This window comes from Amycolatopsis sp. GA6-003 (assembly GCF_046267895.1).
Taxonomy (GTDB): Bacteria; Actinomycetota; Actinomycetes; order Mycobacteriales; family Pseudonocardiaceae; genus Amycolatopsis.
The window spans coordinates 4,687,604-4,706,532 of sequence record NZ_CP176499.1 but is presented as its reverse complement, the minus strand read 5'-3'; the positions used below and the strand labels follow the sequence as shown (position 1 = coordinate 4,706,532).

19 protein-coding genes are annotated in these 18,929 nt (G+C 70.1%); 13 read left to right on the top strand and 6 right to left on the bottom strand.

All coding sequences use genetic code 11. The annotated features are described in order from the left end of the window. The first annotated feature begins 86 nt into the window (after positions 1-86). On the top strand, positions 87-1,526 hold the full coding sequence (locus F9C12_RS20945; RefSeq protein ID WP_409461573.1) for an aldehyde dehydrogenase family protein: 1,440 nt from the start codon (positions 87-89) through the stop codon (positions 1,524-1,526). A gap of 120 nt (positions 1,527-1,646) precedes the next feature. Here F9C12_RS20945 and F9C12_RS20940 read toward each other — a convergent pair whose 3' ends face one another. Then, positions 1,647-2,315: an alpha/beta fold hydrolase gene (locus tag F9C12_RS20940; RefSeq protein ID WP_409461572.1), complete on the bottom strand. Its 669-nt coding sequence runs from the start codon at positions 2,313-2,315 to the stop codon at positions 1,647-1,649. Positions 2,316-2,402: 87 nt separating this feature from the next. Between F9C12_RS20940 and F9C12_RS20935 the strand changes: the two genes are divergently transcribed. Continuing rightward, entirely contained in the window at positions 2,403-3,173 is a 771-nt protein-coding gene (locus F9C12_RS20935; RefSeq protein WP_409183589.1) for an AraC family transcriptional regulator, read from the top strand. Here the strand turns inward: F9C12_RS20935 and F9C12_RS20930 are convergent. The 3 genes from F9C12_RS20930 to F9C12_RS20920 form a co-directional block, all read right to left on the bottom strand. Then, positions 3,170-4,039 (bottom strand): 1,4-dihydroxy-2-naphthoate polyprenyltransferase, encoded by an 870-nt coding sequence (locus tag F9C12_RS20930; RefSeq protein ID WP_409461571.1) that lies wholly within the window; start codon positions 4,037-4,039, stop codon positions 3,170-3,172. The two genes, F9C12_RS20935 and F9C12_RS20930, sit on opposite strands and share 4 nt — an antisense overlap. 46 nt (positions 4,040-4,085) lie before the next feature. After that, positions 4,086-5,225 (bottom strand): o-succinylbenzoate--CoA ligase, encoded by a 1,140-nt coding sequence (gene menE / locus F9C12_RS20925; protein WP_409461570.1) that lies wholly within the window; start codon positions 5,223-5,225, stop codon positions 4,086-4,088. Positions 5,226-5,288: 63 nt separating this feature from the next. Continuing rightward, the gene (locus tag F9C12_RS20920; protein WP_009072022.1) at positions 5,289-6,212 is read right to left on the bottom strand and encodes a 1,4-dihydroxy-2-naphthoyl-CoA synthase; all 924 of its coding nucleotides are present in this window, start codon (positions 6,210-6,212) and stop codon (positions 5,289-5,291) included. Between the two features lie 93 nt (positions 6,213-6,305). Between F9C12_RS20920 and menD the strand changes: the two genes are divergently transcribed. From menD to F9C12_RS20900, 4 genes are all read left to right on the top strand, one after another. Beyond that, on the top strand, positions 6,306-7,982 hold the full coding sequence (gene menD / locus F9C12_RS20915; RefSeq protein ID WP_409183586.1) for a 2-succinyl-5-enolpyruvyl-6-hydroxy-3-cyclohexene-1-carboxylic-acid synthase: 1,677 nt from the start codon (positions 6,306-6,308) through the stop codon (positions 7,980-7,982). Positions 7,983-8,003: 21 nt separating this feature from the next. Further along, positions 8,004-8,360: a hypothetical protein gene (locus tag F9C12_RS20910; protein WP_409183585.1), complete on the top strand. Its 357-nt coding sequence runs from the start codon at positions 8,004-8,006 to the stop codon at positions 8,358-8,360. A 91-nt stretch (positions 8,361-8,451) separates the two neighbouring features. Then, the gene (locus tag F9C12_RS20905) at positions 8,452-9,969 is read left to right on the top strand and encodes a M1 family metallopeptidase (RefSeq protein WP_409183584.1); all 1,518 of its coding nucleotides are present in this window, start codon (positions 8,452-8,454) and stop codon (positions 9,967-9,969) included. Positions 9,970-10,337: 368 nt separating this feature from the next. After that, positions 10,338-10,796, top strand: a complete 459-nt coding sequence (locus F9C12_RS20900) for a DUF3592 domain-containing protein (RefSeq protein ID WP_409183583.1) — start codon at positions 10,338-10,340, stop codon at positions 10,794-10,796. Between the two features lie 11 nt (positions 10,797-10,807). Here F9C12_RS20900 and F9C12_RS20895 read toward each other — a convergent pair whose 3' ends face one another. Beyond that, positions 10,808-11,647: an inositol monophosphatase family protein gene (locus tag F9C12_RS20895; protein ID WP_409461569.1), complete on the bottom strand. Its 840-nt coding sequence runs from the start codon at positions 11,645-11,647 to the stop codon at positions 10,808-10,810. A 224-nt stretch (positions 11,648-11,871) separates the two neighbouring features. On the opposite strand from F9C12_RS20895, the gene F9C12_RS20890 reads away from it, so the two are divergent. Continuing rightward, positions 11,872-12,942: a glycosyltransferase family 4 protein gene (locus F9C12_RS20890; protein WP_409183581.1), complete on the top strand. Its 1,071-nt coding sequence runs from the start codon at positions 11,872-11,874 to the stop codon at positions 12,940-12,942. Between the two features lie 3 nt (positions 12,943-12,945). Next, positions 12,946-14,049 (top strand): glycosyltransferase, encoded by a 1,104-nt coding sequence (locus F9C12_RS20885; protein ID WP_409461568.1) that lies wholly within the window; start codon positions 12,946-12,948, stop codon positions 14,047-14,049. An 11-nt stretch (positions 14,050-14,060) separates the two neighbouring features. Here F9C12_RS20885 and F9C12_RS20880 read toward each other — a convergent pair whose 3' ends face one another. Next, the gene (locus F9C12_RS20880; RefSeq protein WP_409461567.1) at positions 14,061-14,519 is read right to left on the bottom strand and encodes a MarR family winged helix-turn-helix transcriptional regulator; all 459 of its coding nucleotides are present in this window, start codon (positions 14,517-14,519) and stop codon (positions 14,061-14,063) included. A gap of 90 nt (positions 14,520-14,609) precedes the next feature. Between F9C12_RS20880 and F9C12_RS20875 the strand changes: the two genes are divergently transcribed. From F9C12_RS20875 to F9C12_RS20855, 5 genes are all read left to right on the top strand, one after another. Further along, positions 14,610-15,257, top strand: a complete 648-nt coding sequence (locus F9C12_RS20875) for a DUF4386 domain-containing protein (protein ID WP_409461566.1) — start codon at positions 14,610-14,612, stop codon at positions 15,255-15,257. A 10-nt stretch (positions 15,258-15,267) separates the two neighbouring features. Further along, positions 15,268-15,957 carry a demethylmenaquinone methyltransferase gene (locus F9C12_RS20870; RefSeq protein ID WP_409466949.1) on the top strand — a complete coding sequence of 230 codons (690 nt, stop codon included), beginning with the start codon at positions 15,268-15,270 and terminating at the stop codon, positions 15,955-15,957. A 64-nt stretch (positions 15,958-16,021) separates the two neighbouring features. Then, complete coding sequence (locus tag F9C12_RS20865) at positions 16,022-17,317, top strand: geranylgeranyl reductase family protein (protein WP_409466948.1); 1,296 nt, start codon at positions 16,022-16,024, stop codon at positions 17,315-17,317. 642 nt (positions 17,318-17,959) lie between these two features. After that, entirely contained in the window at positions 17,960-18,370 is a 411-nt protein-coding gene (locus F9C12_RS20860; RefSeq protein WP_409186807.1) for an NADH-quinone oxidoreductase subunit A, read from the top strand. Positions 18,371-18,374: 4 nt separating this feature from the next. Further along, positions 18,375-18,923: a NuoB/complex I 20 kDa subunit family protein gene (locus F9C12_RS20855; protein ID WP_009072052.1), complete on the top strand. Its 549-nt coding sequence runs from the start codon at positions 18,375-18,377 to the stop codon at positions 18,921-18,923. Positions 18,924-18,929 lie beyond the last annotated feature (6 nt).

The window sequence follows — 18,929 nt, the reverse complement described above, 5'->3', positions numbered from 1 at the left end:
GCACTGCTCTCTTGATAAAAGAACAGTGTGCTGTTAGCTTCGAGAACAAGAGAGCAGTGTTCCGTTAACCTCGGCAGGAGATCCCGATGCGCACCTATGACCAGCTTTTCCTCGGCGGCCGCTGGACCGAACCCGCGACGACCGGTGCCTTCGAAATCCGTTCGCCGCACGACCGCTCGCTGGTGGGGCGTGCTCCGAAAGCCGCGACCGCGGACGTCGACCGTGCGGTGGCGGCGGCTCGGCGGGCGGTCGAACCGTGGGGGAGAACTCCGCTAGCCGAGCGGTTGCGGCTGGTCGAGCGGTTCAACGAACTCCACGCCGCTCGCGCGGACGAGATCGCCGAGCTGATCACCGCGGAAAATGGCTCGCCGAGCTGGTTCACCGGCTGGACGCAGCACAACCTCCCGGAGCGCACGGCCGCGTGGCTCGAGATCGCGCGCGAGTTCTCCTGGGAGGAGACGCTGATCGACGAGGCGGGCAACCGGACGCTCGTGCGGGCCGCGCCGGTCGGCGTGGTGGCGGCGGTGATCCCGTGGAACTCGCCGCATTCGGCCGCGCTGGTGAAGCTCATTCCGGCGCTACTGGCGGGCAATCCGGTGTTGTTGAAGGCGGCGCCGGAAACGGCGCTCGACGCGATGGTGCTGGCGGAGATCTTCGAGCAGGCCGGGTTCCCCGAGGGGGTGGTGAGCGTGTTCGCGGCGGACCGCGACGTGAGCGAGCACCTGGTGACGCACCCCGGCGTGGACAAGATCGCGTTCACCGGTTCGACGGCGGCCGGGCGGCGGATCGCGTCGCTCGCCGGCCAGCAGCTCAAGCGGGTCGGGCTGGAACTCGGCGGCAAGTCCGCGGCGATCGTGCTCGCGGACGCGGACCCGAAAACCGTCGCCGAAGGCATCCGGAGCGCGACGTTCGCCAACAACGGCGAGATGTGCGTGGCGCACACGCGGATCTTGGCGGCCCGCGAGCGGTATGCCGAGATCGTGGCCGCGCTCGCGGACATGGCGAACGGGCTCGTGGTCGGCGACCCGGCGAAACCGGACACGTTCGTCGGGCCGATCGTGCGGCAGGACCAGTACGAGCGCGTGCTTTCCTACCTGCGGCAAGGCGTCGAAGAGGGCGCGCGGATCGCGGCCGGCGGACCCGAGCCGCTCGCGGATCCCGAGCTGGCGAACGGGTTTTACGTGCGCCCGACGGTGTTCGCCGACGTCACGAACGATATGCGGATCGCGCGCGAAGAGATCTTCGGGCCGGTGCTCGTGGTGATCCCGTTCGACACCGAAGAGGAGGCGATCCAGCTCGCGAACGACTCCGACTACGGCCTCAGCGGCGGCGTGTGGACGGCGGACGCGGAACACGGGGTCGAGATCGCGCGTGCGGTCCGCACGGGAACGTTCCACGTCAACGGCGCGCCGCGGCACGGGAGCGCGCCGTTCGGCGGGTTCAAGGCGAGCGGGGTCGGTCGCGAGTACGGCTCGCACGGGCTGGCGGAGTTCGTGGAGTGGCAGGCGATCGCGGTGGGCCGCTAGCGGGGCTGCGCCCAGCACCGCCAGCGGCCCTGACCGGCTTCGGAGGAACGGCTCGGCGAGCAGGGGATCGACCAGCCGGGCGCGGTTCGACGAGTTCCTGCTCACCGGCCGGTTCGAGGGTTAGTCGTTCAGCAGTTTCGCGACGGCTTCCGGGTCGTCGTACATCGCGTTGTGGCCGGTCGGGAGGACGTGGACCTGCCACTGCGGGTCGGCCTCGAGCCGGTTCCGGAGTCCGGTGAAGGGCGTGCCTTCCCAGCCGGAGCAGTAAACGAACTCGCGCCGGGGAACCTTGGCGAACTCCCCGGTGAGCCGAACCGTCTGGAGCAGCGAGGCGAGCGGATGAGGACGGCGGCGCGGATCCCGGCCGTCGCGTTCGGGCGGGCGGACGGCGTAGCCGGTGTCCACGGCCCCGGCTGCGAACGCCTGCCGGTACGCCTCGCTGGTCGATGACCAGCACGAGTCGCCGTCGCTGGGCACGTAGCCGTCGAGGTGCACGACCCGGGAAACCCGGCCGCCGGCTCGGTCGGCCGCGGCAGCGATCACCAGCCCGCCGTAGCTGTGGCCGACGAGTGTCGCGTCGGCAACGCCGGTGCGGTCGAGGAGGGCGAGGACGTCGTCGGCGTGGGTGTCGAGGTTGGCGCTCGCGACTGTCGCGGCGTCGTCGTCCGGCCGCAGACCGGTCAGAGTCAAGGCGTGCACGGTGTGCCCGGAACGCTCCAGAAACGGCGTCACCGGGTCGAACACCCAGCCGCCGTGCCACGCACCTGGCACGAGAACGAACGTCGACATGCATTTCTCCCTTGGACCGCAACGATTTCTTCGAGAGAAAGCTTTTCAAGGATTCCGGATGGCTCGGTAACGCTAGAATGCCAACCGATGCCCGTTCCCCGCCAAACCACTTCGTACCTGTGGCCCTCTGGTGGCAGACACCTCTGGCCGTCCGGTGAAACGAGCGAGCTGCAGTCACACGAGCGGGGACACCTCGTCTACGCGGCCCGCGGCGTTCTCGTCGTGCAGACCGAGTACGGCACGTCGCTCGCCCCCGCCAACCGGGTCGCCTGGACGCCCGCCGGGTTCCCGCATTTCCACCGCGCCCACGGCGACACCGACATCCGGATCGTCTTTCTCGCGCCGTCCTTGGCGCGGCTGGTCTCGGACCGCCCGGCCGTGTTCCGGACCTCCGGCCTGGCCCGGGAGGTCCTGCTCGCGCTGACCGGCCCCCGCAATTACGAGGGCTCCGGCTATCGCGGCTCCGCCCTCGCCCGCCTCCACCGGGTCCTCGTCGACGAACTCCGCGAAGCACCCGACCCGCCGCTGCAGCTGCCCGCGCCCCGGGACGACCGGCTGCGGGCGATCGCCGAGAGGCTGCACGAGAATCCGGCGGACAACGCCACGCTGGCCGAACTCGGGAAGTCGGTCGGAGCCAGCGCACGCACCCTCAGCAGGCTGTTCCATGACGAACTCGGCATGACCTTCTACGAGTGGCGTACGCAGCTGCGGATTTACCACGCGCTGGTGCTGCTCGCCGACGGGCACGACACCGTCCGCACTGCTTACGCTTGCGGCTGGGCCAATCCCAGCGGCTTCATCGCGGCGTTCACCGCCGTCATCGGGACAACGCCGGGGCGTTACCGGAGCGGCCGCTAGAGCGCCAGCGCGACCGCGCTCAGCACCGCCCAGGCCAGCATCGCCATGCCGGTGTCGCGCAGGGCCGGGATCAGCTCCCGGCCCTTGCCGCCCCCGCCGACGGCCTTGACCGGCTTCAGCAGCAGCGGCGCGGTGACCAAGGTGATGAACAGCAGCGGGTGCCAGATGCCCATCAGCACGGTGAGCGCGTACGGCACCGTCACCAGGGTCAGGTAGAGCTTTCGCGTGCCGCCGTCGCCCATGCGGGTCGCGAGGGTGCGCTTGCCGGACTCGATGTCGGTGGGGATGTCGCGCAGGTTGTTCGCCACCAGCACCGCCATCGAGAACGAGCCGACGGCCACCGCGCAGCCCAGTGCGTCCCAGCTGACCCGGCCGGCCTGCACGTAGACCGTGCCGAGGACCCCGGCCAGGCCGAAGAACACGAAGACCGCGAGTTCGCCCAAACCGTAGTAGCCGTAAGGCTTTTTGCCGCCGGTGTAGAACCACGCGCCGAGGATGCACAGCGCGCCCATCGCGAGCAGCCACCAGTAACCGCTCAGCGCGACGAGCGTCAGGCCGAGCACCCCGGCCAGGCCCAGGGAAGTCAGAGCGGCGCGCAGCACGGCTTTCGGGTTCGCCGCGCCGGAGCCGACCAGGCGCAGCGGGCCGACGCGGTGTTCGTCGGTGCCGCGGATGCCGTCGGAGTAGTCGTTGGCGAAGTTCACGCCGATGATCAGCGACAGCGCGACCAGCAGAGCGAGCAGCGAACGCCACCAGGAGAACGCGTCGAGCGCGATGGCCGCTCCGACGCCCGCCACGACCGGCGCGATCGCGTTCGGCAGCGTCCTCGGCCGAGCGCCTTCGATCCACTCACTGACTGTCGCCATGGGTCCATTCAACGCCATGCGATCTTCACCCGTTCGGTGAACCCGCTCAGTGCGTTCGGAGGGCGGCGACCACGGCCTGCCGGTCGATCTTTCCCGGGCCGCGCAAGGGGAGCGCGTCGGTGAACTCGATGCGTTTCGGGGTGGCGGCGGCCCCTAGCTCAGCACGGACGGCGGCTCGCAACGCGTCCGCCGAGGACGACGCCACCACCATCGCGACCACCGCCTCGCCCCACTGCGGATCGGGAACGCCGACGACACACGCGTCTCGCACCCCGGGCTGCGCGCCGAGCAGCCGTTCGACCGAGGCGGCGGACACCTTGACCCCGCCGGTGTTGATGACGTCGTCCGCACGCCCGAGCACCTCGACGCGTCCGTCGGGCAGCAGCCGGCCGCGGTCGGAGGTGCGGAAAGAGCCGTCCCGGAACGACTCCGCGGTCAGTTCCGGGGCGAGCCGGTAACCGTGCGAGAGGACCGGGCCGGAGATCCACAGCCGCTCATCGGCATCGGGCGCCACGTGCACACCGTCGAGCGGGACGCCGTCGTAGACGCACCCGCTGGCGGTCTCGCTCATCCCGTACGAGGGGATGATCCGCACACCCTCCTCAGCTGCCTGTGCGCGCAGCTTCGGGGACGTGGCGGCGGCACCCAGGATGATGCCGTCGAACGCCTTCGCGGCGGCCAGGCCAGCGCCGCCGTCATCGAGCAGCCGGACTAGCTGGGTCGGCACGAGCGCGGTGTAGCGCGGCCCGTTCTCCGCCAGCACCGGCGCGGCCGCGGCGGCGAATTCGTCCGGACGGAAGCCGGTGCCGGTGAGGAAGGCCGGTTTCGTGCCGGCCAGCCGCGCGCGGATCAGGACCTGCAGGCCGCCGATGTAGTGCGCGGGCGTGGCGAGCAGCCAGTGTCCGGGGCCGCCGAGCCGGGCGTGCGTGGCCGTCGCGGACGCGGTGAGCGCGCGCGGCGACAGCAGCACCCCCTTCGGCGCTCCGGTGGACCCGGACGTGGCGATCACCACGGCGGTGTCCGGCTCGACCGGCTGCTCCGGGGCCATCGCTTCGAGCAACGCCGGGGCCGCCGGATCCGCCGAGTTCAACGGCAGCACGGCGGGGCCGCCGTCGAGGGCGGACGCGAGGGCCGCGTCGAGGGCGGTGAGGGCGGCGGCGCTGCCGTCTAGCCAGGAAAGGTGCACCGGGGCCTCCGCGGGGGTCGTGAGTGTTCATCCCGGTTAGAACCGGGATGAACACTCACCAGGTCAGTAGTAGTACGGGTAGTCGGACCAGTCCGGATCGCGCTTCTCCAGGAACGCGTCACGGCCTTCGACGGCCTCGTCCTGCATGTACGCCAGCCGGGTGGTTTCGCCGGCGAACAGCTGCTGTCCGACGAGCCCGTCGTCGATCGCGTTGAACGCGTACTTCAGCATCCGCTGCGCGGTCGGCGACTTGCCGATGATCGTCCAGCCCCATTCGAGCGCGACCCGCTCCAGCTCGGCGTGCGGGACGACCTCGTTGACCGCGCCCATCCGGTGCATTTGCTCGGCGGTGTAGTCGCGGCCGAGGAAGAAGATCTCCCGGGCGAATTTCTGCCCGACCTGCCGGGCGAGACCCGCCGAGCCGTAGCCCGCGTCGAACGAGCCGACGTCGGCGTCGGTCTGCTTGAACCGCGCGTGCTCGGCCGAGGCGAGGGTGAGATCGCACACGACGTGCAGCGAATGCCCGCCTCCCGCCGCCCAGCCCGGAACCACGGCGACCACGGGTTTCGGCATGAACCGGATCAGGCGCTGGACCTCGAGGATGTGCAGCCGGCCCGCCCGCGCCGGGTCCACCGTGTCCGAGGTCTCCCCGCTCGCGTACTGATACCCGGAGCGTCCGCGAATACGCTGGTCACCGCCGGAGCAGAACGCCCAGCCGCCGTCCTTCGGCGAAGGGCCGTTGCCGGTGAGCAGGACGCACCCGACGTCCGCGCTCATCCGGGCGTGGTCGAGCGCCCGGTAGAGCTCGTCGACGGTGTGCGGACGGAAGGCGTTGCGGACCTCCGGACGGTCGAAAGCGATCCGGACCACCCGTTTGCCGGAGCGGGCGTCTCGCGAACGGTGGTAGGTGATGTCGGTGAAGGAGAACCCTTCGACCTCGGACCAGGCGGCGGGGTCGAACAGCTCGGAAACTCGGGCGTCATCCACGTTTGGGAGAATAGGACCTGTGGACATGATCGCTGTGCCTGACGCCGCCCCCGGGGAGAGCCCGTCGGACGGTGCCCTACCAGGGGCCTGCCGGTGAACCCGTCCACCGCGCAGGCCAGGGTCATCGTCGACGAACTCGTCCGCAACACCGTCTCGCACGTCGTGTTGTGTCCAGGATCTCGCAACGCGCCGCTGTCCATCGCGCTCTACGACGCCGCCGCGTCCGGACGGCTGCAGCTGCACGTCCGCATCGACGAGCGCGGCGCGGCGTTCCTCGCGCTCGGCATCGCGGCGCGCACCGGCCGTCCGGCGGCGGTGGTCTGCACCTCCGGCACCGCGGCGGCGAACTTCCACCCGGCCGTGCTGGAGGCCGACCGGGCTGGCGTGCCGCTGATCGTGCTCACCGCCGACCGTCCGCCGGAGCTGCGTTCCGCGGGCGCGAGCCAGGTGATCAACCAGTACGAGCTGTACGGCGACGCGGTCCGTTACTTTGACGAGCTGGCCGTGGCCGAACGCCGGGCCGGGCAGAACTCCTACTGGCGCAGCCAGATCTGCCGCGCGTGGAACGCCGCGTACGGCGAGTGGCGCTGCGGGCCGGTCCACTTGAACATCCCGTTCCGCGAACCGCTCGTTCCGGATCTAGACGATGACGGCGAGTGGTACGAATCGCTTGAAGGCCGCCCGGACGGCGAACGCTGGACCGAGCTGCCCGACTTCGGCGCGCTGCCCTCGTTCGTGGTGCCCTCGGCGCGGCACGGCCTGGTGATCGCGTGCGACACCGGCGCGCAGGCGGCCAGCGAATGGGCCGAGCAGCACGGCTGGCCGGTGGTGTCGGAGACCGGCGGGCTCGGCCTGTCCGGCGCGACCGCGATGTCGTCCGGCGCCTGGCTGCTGGGCGTCGAGGAATTCATCTCGCGGCACCGTCCCGAGCAGGTGCTGTGCCTCGGCCGGCCGACCGTCTTCCGGCAGGTGCAGAAGGTGCTGTCGGACCCCGAGGTCGAGGTGCTGCTGGTGCGGCCGGACTCGGACTGGCCCGCGCCCGCGCACAATGTCCGCCAGGTCGGCCAGTGGTTCGCCGAACCGACGAAGCCCGCCGACCCGGAGTGGCTGGCGAGCTGGCAGCGCGCGGACGCCGCGGCCAGCCAGGCGGTTTCGACGGCGCTGGCGGCCGAGCCGTGGCCGAGCGGCGTACGGGTGGCGACCGAGCTGGTCGACGCGCTGCCGGAAGGCGCACTGCTGGTGGTCGGCTCCTCGAACCCGACGCGGGATGTCGCGCTGGCTGGCCGGCTGCGGCCGGACGTCCTGGTGCACCGCAACCGCGGCGTCGCCGGGATCGACGGCACGGTGTCGACGGCGATCGGCGCGGCCACCGTGCATCGCGCGCCGTCGTACGCGCTGCTTGGCGACCTGACGTTCCTGCACGACGCGTCCGGGCTGCTCACCGGGCCCGCGGAGCACCTGCCGGACCTGACGATCGTGGTGCTGAACGACGACGGCGGCGGCATTTTCTCGCTGCTGGAGCAGGGCGCGCCGGAACACTCGGCGAGCTTCGAGCGGGTCTTCGGCACCCCGCACGGCGCCGATTTGGGTGCGCTCTGCGCGGGCTACCGGGTGCCGCACGTGGTGGCTGAGACGGTGGAAGAGTTCCGTGCCGCGTTGCGGCCCGCGCCGGGTCTGCGGGTGGTCGAGGTCCGGGTGGACCGGGCGCAGCACCGGAATCTCCATGCGCGGCTGAAATCCGCGGTCGCGGAAGCGGTGGGGACGGTTTAACCCGGCGGGGGCCGGTGAACAATGGGGGATTTCGTGCACGAGGCGGACCTGCGCCCGCGAGGCCGGTGGGCCTGGTTCAACGCGGCGGTGGCGGCACTGGCCCTGCTCGGGCTGGTCTGCTCGTATTTCTCGTCGTTTCTGGTGATGGCCAGCGACAACTGCTTCGCCGGGGACAGCCGGGCGATCTGCAGCGCGGCCGGGCAGCAGGCGGTCGCGTCGCTGCCGTGGGTCGGCTGGTTCGCGGCGATCGGCGGGTCGTTCGCGATGGCCGGGCTGGCCGTGCGGCGCGGCTGGGGACCGTGGCCGGGGCTGTACGCGGGCCCGATCCTGTACGGCATTCCGATCGCCATCGCGTGGTGGATCGCCGAATCCGGGTGATCTTCCCAGTGGGTAAGAACCCGTCGTTCGGACGTACCTGTGGGGTTCTCGCGTGGATACGTTCGGTCGCATTGGCCACCTTGGAGGAACCATGCGATCGAGAACTCGGGCCGGAATCGGGGCGGTTGCGGCTGGAGTCGCGACGGTGCTGCTGGCGGGCACCGCTTCGGCGGTGCCGGCACCGGGCGCGCCCGGCGTCGGCGACCCGTACTACCCGAACGCCGGCAACGGCGGCACCGACGTGCAGCACTACGACATCCGCGTGAGCTACCAGCCGGAAACCGACGTCTTGTCGGGCACCACGACGCTGCTGCTCACCGCCACGCAGGACCTGTCGCGGTTCGACCTGGACTTCGCGCTCAAGGCGTCGAAGGTCCTGGTGAACAACCGGCCCGCGCAGTTCACGAACTCCAACGGCGACGGCGAGCTGGTGATCACCCCGGCGCAGCCGCTGCTCAAGGGCCAGTCCGCGACGGTCGTCGTGAGCTACTCCGACAGCCCGTCGACAGAGAAGGTCGGCGGACTGAACACCTGGAAGAAGGGCGCTTTCGGCGCGCTCGGCATCGACGAGCCGCAGAGCTCGCAGTGGTGGTTCCCCGCCAACGACCATCCGACCGACAAAGCGACCTACGACGTGTCGATCGAGGCTCCGGACGGGCTCGCCGCCATTTCGAACGGCACGCTGGTGAAGAAAACCAAGAAGCGTCCCGGCTGGACCCGGTGGAACTGGCGCAGCACCAAACCGCAGGCGACCTACCTGACGTCGTTCATCGTCGGCAAGTACGACGTGGTCCAGTCCACCACCCCGGACGGCAAACCGTTCGTCACCGCCTACGGCGCGGACCTCGGCGATTCGCTCGACGCGGCCAAGGCGAGCGTGGAGCGGACGCCGGAGGTCGACGAGTTCCTGGCGACGCAGTTCGGGCCGTACCCGTTCGAGGCCGAGGGCGGCGTCGTGACCAGCGGGATCACCTTCTCGCTGGAAAACCAGACCCGGCCGACCTACGGCGCGCGCAACTTCGCCGCCGGCTCCAACACCACGCTGATCGCGCACGAGAACGCACACCAGTGGTTCGGCGACAACGTCTCGCTGGGCAAGTGGAGCGACATCTGGCTGAACGAGGGCTTCGCGTCCTACGCCGAATACCTGTGGTCCGAGCACCAGGGCGAGGGCACCGCCGCGGAACTCGCGCAGTACGCGTACGACTCCTACGCCGCCGACAACCCGTTCTGGCAGGTCCTGCCGGGCGACCCGGGCGAGCCGAAGCAGTTCGACCGCGCGGTGTACGACCGGGGCGCGATGGCCGTGCAGGCGCTGCGCACCAAGGTCGGCGACCAGGCGTTCTTCTCCATCCTCCAGCAGTGGCAGGCGGCCAAGAGCGGCAAGGACGCGGTGATCCCGGAGTTCGTGGCGCTGGCCGAGAAGGTGTCCGGCAAGCCGCTGCAGGAGCTGTTCCAGACCTGGCTGTTCACCAAGGGCAAGCCCGCGGTCGGTCCTAATGGGACGGTCGCGGCGGCCAAGTCGTTCGCGGCGGTTCCGGCGAAGCCGAAGGCGTGGGACCAGATCCAGGCGAACCACCGGGCGCTGGCGGAGGCCGGGCAGCACTGAAATTCGCATGCCGGGCCGCGGGATCCTGGAGAGTTCCGCTCTCCTGAGGAGGATTCGGTGGCGTTGAAAGTGCGGGCGCAGCTCCGCCACGCTCGGCTCGACGGCCGGGAGTGGCGGGTGCTGCGCCCGGATCCCGCTCTGGATACCGCTGCGCTGTACGAAAACGACCCGTGGCCGAGGCTGCGGGCGGCACCCGGCCCGGCCGCACCCGGCGCGGGTCCCGGGAGAGGAAACGGCGCACCACGCGTGCACGGAGCTGTACGGGTCGGCGGGGAGAGCTGGTGAACACCGACTGCCTGCACGTGCTGTACCGGGCGCACTGGCTGCCGCGTGCCCGGCTGGTCGGCGTACCCGACTAAACTCTCGGTGTGGCAGCCAGGAGTGTGCAGGCACGGCGGATCGCGTGGTTCGCCGTCTTGGGCGTAGCTGTGCTGCTCACCGTGATGTGCGGGAGCCTGGTTTTCGCCGCGTTCCGCAACGACAGTGCGATCGAAGCACACCTGGGCACCGCGAACGCGACGGTCGAGTCGGTGGCCTTCGACCGCACGATCATCCAGTACCAGACCCCGGACGGCATCGTGCACAGTCCGCCGACCGGGGTGCTGTATCCGTCCGGTCTCGCCGCCGGTCAGCTGGTGGCGATCGAGTACGACGCGACCAACCCGGAACTGACCCGGGTCGCCGGCCGGACCGCGACGTTGACGCTGCTGCCGGTCGGGATGACGGTGCTGATCACGTGGCTGGTCGCGGGCCCGCTGCTGTGGTGGCTGCGCCGGCTGCTCAAACGGGACCGGTCCGCTCCTGCTCCGGTCCCCGCGAAGGTCTGAGTTCGGGCACCTCAGCTACCGACGATCGCCGTCTCCTGCCACCAGCCCAGTACCTCGTCGGCGACCCCCGGCGCGGCGACCAGCAGCCCGTCCGTGGGCAGCGCCGCGTCCTCGCCGCGCTTGTCCAGCACGACCGCGCCCGCCTCGATCGCCATCGCGACTGAGCCCGCGACGTCCCATTCGTGGTAGCTGTGCAGCACCGCCGCGGCCGCGTGGCCCAGTGCGACCTGGGCGATCGACAGCGCGGCCGACCCCAGCACCCGTACCCCGGCGTGGGCGGCCGCCGCTCGTTCGATGAACTCGCCCATTCCCGGCCACGGGCCCTTGCGCGCCAGTTCGGTGCAGACGATCGCTCCGGCGGTGCCCGCGCGGTCGACCAGCTTCAGCGGTTTCCCGTTCGCCCGGGCGCCGCGGCCGCGGGCGGCGGCGTAGATCTGTGCCCGGTACGGGTCGGCGACCACACCCACGACCGGGCCGCTCGCGTCGACCAGGGCGAGGCTGTACGCGCACCACGGCACTCCGGCGACATAGTTCGCGGTGCCGTCCACCGAGTCGACCACCCAGCGGTACTCCGCGACGTCCGCGCCGTGGTCGGCGCCGAATTCGTGGCCTACCACCGGGATTCCGGGGAACTCCGCGGTCAGCACGCGGCGGGTGTGCCGTTCCAGGATCCGATCGGTGTCGGTGACCCAGTCGAACGGCGAATCCAGCGTCGCCGGGTGCGCGCCGCGGCCCGCGGTCGCGGTGATCACGTCGGTGGCGTCGTTCGCCAGCCGCCCCGCGACCTCGAGCGCTCGGGAGAGCAGCCCGGGTTCGACGGGCCGCGACGGCCTGGAGGACAAGAGGGTCATGCCTGCTTAGTCTGGGCGTTCCTGGTGTCCGGGACGCGACCGGAAGATGACATGTCGTGGCGAATTCTTCACCGGTCGGCGCCCGCGCGCGGACGCTGCGGAGTGTTTCGCCACCGTTGGCCGGTCGGTTACGCGGGATTGGCCCGCCCTGCCTGCGGTTTTGCGACAGTGACGCCGTGCGAGTCGCCATAGTCACCGAAAGTTTCCTGCCCCAGGTGAACGGCGTGACGAATTCCGTGCTGCGGGTCGTCGAGCACCTGGTCGAATCCGCGCACGACGTGCTGGTCGTCGCGCCGGGGCCGGGCCCGGCGAGTTACCGCGGCGCCCCGGTCGTCCGCATTCCGGCGCTGGACTTCCCCGGCGTGAACTCGCTGCCGATCGGCCTGCCGACGCGCACCGTGCTGACCGCGCTGGCCGATTTCGGCCCGGACGTCGTGCACCTGGCCTCGCCGTTCGTCGTCGGCGCGCGCGGGCTCGCCGCGGCCAGACGGCTGCGCGTGCCGTCGATCGCCGTCTACCAGACCGACATCGCCGGGTTCGCCACGTCGTACGGCTTCGGCATCGGCGCGCGGGCGGCTTGGCGCTGGGTGCGCCGCCTGCATTCGCGAGCCGACCGGACGCTCGCGCCGTCGTCGGACTCGATCGAACAGCTGAAGCTGCACGGGGTTCCGCGCGTGCACCGCTGGGCGCGCGGCGTGGACATCAGCCGGTTTTCCCCGGCGCACGCGGACCCGGCGCTGCGCGCGGAACTCGCGCCGAACGGTGAGCTGCTGGTCGGATTCGTCGGACGGCTCGCTCCGGAGAAGGAGGTCGACCGGCTGACCGTGCTGGCCGGGATGCCGGGCGTGCGCGTGGTCGTCGTCGGCGACGGACCGGAGCTGCCGGCGTTGCGGGAACGGTTGCCTGGCGCGGCTTTCCTCGGCGCGAAGTACGGCGACGAGCTGTCGGTCGCGTACGCGAGCCTCGACGTTTTCGTGCACACCGGGCCGCACGAGACGTTCTGTCAGGCGGTCCAGGAGGCGATGGCGTCCGGGCTGCCGGTGCTCGCGCCGGACGCGGGCGGCCCGAAGGATCTCGTCCTGCCAGGCCGGACCGGTTATCTGCTGCCCGCGGACCGGGAGTCGTTCGGCCCCGCGCTGGTTTCCAAAGTCGAGGACCTGCGGGACGCGGCGTTGCGGGCCCGGCTGGGCGAGAAAGCGCGGAAAGTGGTCTTGGGCCGGACGTGGCCCGCGGTGTGCCGGGAGCTGGTCGGGCACTACGAAGCGGTACAGGGCCGAGTCGCGCGTGCGGCTTGAGCCATGCACATCGTCCAGCTGGCGAACTTCTACGGACCGCGGTCCGGCGGATTGCGGACCGCGCTGAACCACCTCGGCGCGGGGTACGTCGCGAGCGGGCACCGGGTGACGCTGGTGGTGCCGGGACCGCGCTACGCGGTGGAAACCCTGCCGACCGGGGTGTGCCGGTATTCGTTGCCTGCCTTGCGGATTCCAGGCACCGGCGGATATCGCGCGGTGGATCCGCAGCGGGTCCGTTCGGTGCTGCGCCGGCTCGAACCGGATCGGCTGGAGGTGTCCGACCGGCTGACGTTGCGCGGGATGGGCGTCTGGGCGCGGCGGAACGGGGTGCCCAGCACGGTGATCTCGCACGAGCGGCTGGACCGGTTGCTGGAGCAGTTTCTTCTGCCCGGTGCGATGGCCCGGCACGTCGCGGATGTCGCCAACCGGCGGATGGCGGCGTCGTACGACACGGTGGTCTGCACTACCGCGTTCGCGCACGCGGAGTTCGAGCGGATTGCCGCGCCCAATGTCCGGCGGGTGCCGTTGGGGGTGGATCTGGCGACGTTCGCGCCGTCGATGCGGGATTCCGGGTGGCGGTCGGCGTTGGCCGAGGGCGCGGACGCGTTGATTGTCCATTGTGGGCGGTTGTCGCCGGAGAAACACGTTGAGCGGAGCGTGGATACGGTCGCCGAGCTGACCGAATCCGGCGCGAGCGTGCGGTTGGTGATCGCCGGGGACGGGCCGCGGCGGCGGGCGCTGGAGCGGCGGGCTCGTGGATTGCCGGTGACGTTCCTGGGTTTTCTGTCCGGGCGCGGAGAAGTGGCTCGGTTGCTGGCCAGTGCGGATGTTTCGCTGGCACCGGGTCCACATGAGACGTTCGGGTTGGCGGCGTTGGAGGCGCTTGCTTCGGGGACACCGGTGGTGGTGTCGGCATCCTCGGCGTTGCGGGAGATCGTGCGACCCGGATGCGGGGCGGCCGTCGACGATCACGCGCCCGCGTTCGCCAGCGCGGTGACTGGGTTGCTGGACAGCCCGGAGGAGCTTCGGCGGGCGGCTGCGCGGGCTCGGGCGGAGGAATTCGCCTGGCCGAACTCGGTGCGCGGGATGCTGGCCGCGCTCGGCTGACGACCAGCGGGTCAGATGCGGTAGCCGGGGTGGACGCCGGGCGTGAGGCCGCGGTCGGCCGCGATCCGGGCCAGCAGGTCGCGCAGGGTCGAGCGTTCCTCTGTGGACAGTGCGGAAGTCAGCTCGTTTTCGTGCGCCGCGGCGGCTTTTGCCAGTGCGGCCATCGTTTCCTGGCCTTTGTCGCTGAGGAAGACCGCGTAGAGACGGCGGTCCTGCGGATTGCGGCGGCGTTCGATCAGGCCCTGCTGCTCCAGACCGTCGACTAGCGCGACCAGCCGGGTCGGCGGCGTGCCCAGTTCCGCGGCCAGCACCTGCTGGCTCTCCCCGGGACGCCGCGCGATCGCCCGGAGCAGTCCGGTCTGCGGCGGGGTCAGGCCCAGGTCCGCGACGCGTTCGGCGAAGCGCTGGGTCGCGTGCGCGCCCAGCTGGGCCAGCAGGAAGGCGCTGCCGAACTGCGGAGGTCCTTGCATGCCCTGAACCGTATCGCTTGACAATCCATTACACCAGTGTAATCGTTATAGCAGTGAAACTAATTGACCTGGAGGTTTGCCATGACGACCATGACTCGACCGCGGAGCGGCCCGCCGTTGCTGGCCCCGGCGCTGGCGTTCGGGGTGCTGACCGTCGCGTCGGCGGTGCTGGGAGCGGCGGGGACGCGGCCGGATTCGAGCGCGGCTGAGGTCGCCGCGTATCTCGGCGGCAACCAGGGCGTCGTGCGGTTGCTCGCGTTCGCGGTGTTCGGCGCGTCGGTGCCGTTGGCGATCTGGGCGGCGACGGTCTACCGCAGACAGCGGCGGCTCGGGGTCGCGGCGCCGGGCGCGGTGATCGGGCTGGCCGGCGGCGTGCTGTCCGCGGCGGCGCTCGCGATGAGCGGGCTGATCACCTGGGCCGCCGCGCAGGCCAGCGAGACCCCCGCGGTGGCAAGGGCGTTGACCAGCCTCGCGTTCGCCGCCGGCGGGCCGGGTTTCGTGGTGCCGCTGGCGTTGCTGATCGCCGGGCTCGCGGTGCCCGCGTTGTTCCTGAACCTGTTGCCGCGCTGGATGTCGATCGCCGGGCTGGTGGTCGCCGCGGCCGCCGTGCTGGCCTCGCTGTCGTTGCTGACTCCGGCGCTGTACCCGCTGATCCCGGTCGGCCGCTTCGGCGGGCTCGTCTGGCTGGTCGCCGCCAGCGTCCTGCTCCCGCGCGACCGCGCGGCACGGACGGACTAATCTCGGACCCATGCCCCGAGCGAGCCTGGACAAGGATCCGCATGAAGTCGCCGCGATGTTCGACGGCGTCGCGTCCGGTTACGACCGGGCGAACTCGTTCATGACGTTCGGGTTCGACCGGCGCTGGCGCACCACCACGGCGCGCGTGCTGGACGCCAAACCGGGGGAGAAGGTGCTCGACCTGGCGGCGGGCACCGGGGTGTCCACCGTCGAGTACGCGCGCGGCGGAGCCTGGTGCCTCGCCGCCGACTTCTCCGTCGGGATGCTCAAGGCGGGGCTGCACCGGAACGTGCCGATGGTCGCCGCGGACGCGATGTGCCTGCCGTTCGCCGACAACAGCTTCGACGCGGTCACCATCTCGCTCGCGCTGCGGAACTTCGTCGACACCAAGGGCGCGCTCGCCGAGATCCTGCGGGTGGTCAAACCGGGCGGCCGGCTGGTGATCTGCGAGGTCTCGACGCCCACCTTCGCCCCGATCCGGTTCGTCTACCGGCGGTTCATCCTCAAGCTGCTGACCTGGGTCGGCAGCCGGTCCTCGACCAACCCCGAGGCCTACTCCTACCTGGCCGAATCGATGCTCGCCTGGCCCGATCAGCGCGGGCTCGGCGAGATCATCGCGAGCGCGGGATGGACCGAGGTGGAATGGCTGAACCTCACCTTCGGCGTCGTCGCGATCCACCGCGCGCGCAAGCCTGCCTGACTCCGCCTTCCTCCCCTCCACCGCCCTCAATGGAGTGGCCGCGCCACGCTGTATTTTCGAATGTATGACGACTTCGCGCCGCCGCAGCCCAGACCACGACGCCGAAGTGATCGTGGTCGGGGCCGGACCGGCTGGTTCGACCGCGGCCACCTACCTCGCCCGGGCCGGGGTGGACGTGCTGCTGCTGGAGAAGACCGTCTTCCCGCGCGAGAAGGTGTGCGGGGACGGGCTCACGCCGCGGGGTGTGAAGCAGCTGATCGATCTCGGGCTGGATACCAGCGAAGAGGCTGGGTGGGTGCGCAGCCGGGGGCTGCGGATTCTGACCGGGGATCTGACGCTGGAGTTCGATTGGCCGGATCTCACTGATTATCCGCCGTACGGGGTGTCTCGTACGCGGCATGATTTTGACGATTTGCTGGCCAAGACCGCGGTGAAGGCTGGGGCGCGGTTGTATGAGCGGACCACGGTTACTGGGGCGATTACCAACGCGGCTGGCCGGGTTGTCGGGGTCGAGGCGAAGGTGGGGCCGGAGAAGACGCCCGTCAGTTATCGGGCGCCGTTGGTGCTGGCTTGCGATGGGGTTTCGGCTCGGCTGGCGTTGAGCGTCGGGATCGACAAGAACGAGAAGCGGCCGATGGGGGTCGCGGTTCGGCGCTATTACAAGAGTCCCAAGCATGATGATCCGTTTATCGAGGGTCATCTTGAGTTGTGGGACCGGTCTGATCCCCGGAATCCCAAGTTGCTGCCCGGGTATGGGTGGGCGTTCCCTCTTGGCGACGGGACGGTCAACGTCGGGCTCGGAATGCTGTCGACGTCGGCGTCGTTCCGGAGCACCGATTACCGGGCGTTGTTGCGGCAGTGGCTGGACGGGACTCCTGAGGAATGGGGGTATCGCGAGGAGAACGCCATCGGCAAGGTCGGCGGGGCTGGGTTGCCGATGGGGTTCAATCGGACTCCGCATTACCGGGATGGGCTGCTGTTGCTCGGCGACGCCGGCGGGATGGTCAGCCCGTTCAACGGCGAGGGGATTTCCGCGGCGATGGAGTCGGCGCAGCTCGCGGCGGAGGCTGTGGTGCAGGCGTTGGCTCGGCCGGAGGGGCCGTCTCGGGAGCGGGCGTTGGAGGGGTATCCGCGGGCTGTCGCCGAGTTGATGGGCGGGTATTACCGGCTGGGGAACGTGTTCGCCAAGTTGATCGGGAAGCCCAAGATCATGCACGCGGCTACCAAGTACGGGTTGCGGGTCAACAAGATCCTTCCCTTGGTGTACAAGGGGCTTTCCGGGTGTTATGACGCTCGGGGCGGGGACGGGGTGGATCGGTTGATCTCGGCGTTGGCTCGGGTTACGCCTAGTCCTCGGTGAATCTTCTGGGCGGCTCGTCGCCCTGGCGGGCGACATTGCCGCGTGAGTGGTTGCGTGGGCCCCCCGATTTTTTAGTGTGACTACGGCGCTGGGGTGCTTGTCAAGGCGGGAAAGATGCCTTGACAAGCACCCCAGCGCCGTGTTTTTGGCTGTGTATCGGGGGCGGGGGAGGGATGTGGGTGCCTCGCTTGTGGGTGCACCGGCTGCGGGTGGGGTTGTGGTGTTACCCGGGTGGAGCAATGGGTTGTCCGGCCGGTCAGTGTGATACGTCACAAGATCGAGTCGCCTTGGTGGGCTGGCGCGGTTGTTCAAGGGGGCTTTACCGCTGGTCTCGCTGGTGCGCGCAGGGGTGGGCCTGGGGAAGGGGGCGGTCAAGTTAGGTGGGCCTTAGTCCGCAACCCCTCGGGACAAGAGTGTGACTCACGTCCTACACTCCCCCCATGCTTTGTGAATCGCTTCACAACCGCGACGTGTCGCTTGTGAACTATTTCACAAGCGTGCGATGGTCCGGACACGGGCCGTAAGGGCGCCCTGACCCTCGGCGGTGTGACCCAGCTCCCTTAGGGTCGCCACCGAGGACTCGGACCACCACCCGAGAACAACCCGCAGCGGCGCGGAAAGGATGGCGAAGACCCCGTGCTGATGGTGCCCGTGCTGGCGCAGGCCGATCCCGGACCGGCGGCGCCCGGACTGAACGTGTATCTGCCGCTCGTCCTGCTGTTCGTGCTCGCGGCGGCGTTCGCCGTGTTCTCCGTGCTGCTGGGGCCGCTCGTCGGGCCGAAGCGGTACAACCGCGCGAAGACCGCGGCCTACGAATGCGGCATCGAACCGTCGCCGCAGCCGCTCGTCGGCGGCGGCCGGATGCCGGTGGCCTACTACATCACGGCCATGCTCTTCATCCTGTTCGACATCGAGATGGTGTTCCTCTACCCCTTCGCGGTGAACGCCAACGCGCTCGGTGTCTTCGGCCTGGTGGAGATCGTGCTGTTCATCGTGACGGTCGGGTTCGCGTACGCCTACGTGTGGCGGCGCGGCGGCCTGGATTGGAACTGAACCCATGGGCCTGGAAGAAAAACTCCCCAACGGCATCCTGCTGGCCAGCCTCGAGGGACTGGTCAACTGGGCACGCAAGAACTCCCTGTGGCCGGCGACCTTCGGGCTCGCCTGCTGCGCGTTCGAGATGATGTCGGTCGGCGGTTCGCGCTACGACATCGCGCGGTTCGGCATGGAGCGGTTCTCCGCCACGCCGCGGCAGGCCGACCTGATGATCGTGGCCGGCCGGGTGACCCAGAAGATGGCCCCGGTCCTGCGCCAGATCTACGACCAGATGGCCGAGCCCAAGTGGGTCCTCTCGATGGGCGTCTGCGCCTCGTCCGGCGGCATGTTCAACAACTACGCCGTGGTGCAGGGCGTCGACCACATCGTCCCGGTCGACATGTACCTGCCCGGCTGTCCGCCGCGGCCGGAAATGCTGCTCGACGCGATCCTCAAGCTGCACGCCAAGATCCAGGACGAGCCGATCAACGCCCGCCGCGCCGCGATCCGCGCGGCCAGCGGGGCCCGTACCGAGCTGATCCCGTCCTCGATCAAGTACGCGAAGAAGTGAGCACCG

Coding starts and splice junctions, on each gene's coding strand:
- F9C12_RS20945 (WP_409461573.1), top strand. CDS start 87: ATGCGCACCTATGACCAGCTTTTCCTCGGCGGCCGCTGGACCGAACCC.
- F9C12_RS20940 (WP_409461572.1), bottom strand. CDS start 2,315: ATGTCGACGTTCGTTCTCGTGCCAGGTGCGTGGCACGGCGGCTGGGTG.
- F9C12_RS20935 (WP_409183589.1), top strand. CDS start 2,403: ATGCCCGTTCCCCGCCAAACCACTTCGTACCTGTGGCCCTCTGGTGGC.
- F9C12_RS20930 (WP_409461571.1), bottom strand. CDS start 4,039: ATGGCGACAGTCAGTGAGTGGATCGAAGGCGCTCGGCCGAGGACGCTG.
- F9C12_RS20910 (WP_409183585.1), top strand. CDS start 8,004: ATGGGGGATTTCGTGCACGAGGCGGACCTGCGCCCGCGAGGCCGGTGG.
- F9C12_RS20905 (WP_409183584.1), top strand. CDS start 8,452: ATGCGATCGAGAACTCGGGCCGGAATCGGGGCGGTTGCGGCTGGAGTC.
- F9C12_RS20895 (WP_409461569.1), bottom strand. CDS start 11,647: ATGACCCTCTTGTCCTCCAGGCCGTCGCGGCCCGTCGAACCCGGGCTG.
- F9C12_RS20885 (WP_409461568.1), top strand. CDS start 12,946: ATGCACATCGTCCAGCTGGCGAACTTCTACGGACCGCGGTCCGGCGGA.
- F9C12_RS20880 (WP_409461567.1), bottom strand. CDS start 14,519: ATGCAAGGACCTCCGCAGTTCGGCAGCGCCTTCCTGCTGGCCCAGCTG.
- F9C12_RS20875 (WP_409461566.1), top strand. CDS start 14,610: ATGACTCGACCGCGGAGCGGCCCGCCGTTGCTGGCCCCGGCGCTGGCG.
- F9C12_RS20870 (WP_409466949.1), top strand. CDS start 15,268: ATGCCCCGAGCGAGCCTGGACAAGGATCCGCATGAAGTCGCCGCGATG.
- F9C12_RS20865 (WP_409466948.1), top strand. CDS start 16,022: ATGACGACTTCGCGCCGCCGCAGCCCAGACCACGACGCCGAAGTGATC.
- F9C12_RS20860 (WP_409186807.1), top strand. CDS start 17,960: ATGGTGCCCGTGCTGGCGCAGGCCGATCCCGGACCGGCGGCGCCCGGA.
- F9C12_RS20855 (WP_009072052.1), top strand. CDS start 18,375: ATGGGCCTGGAAGAAAAACTCCCCAACGGCATCCTGCTGGCCAGCCTC.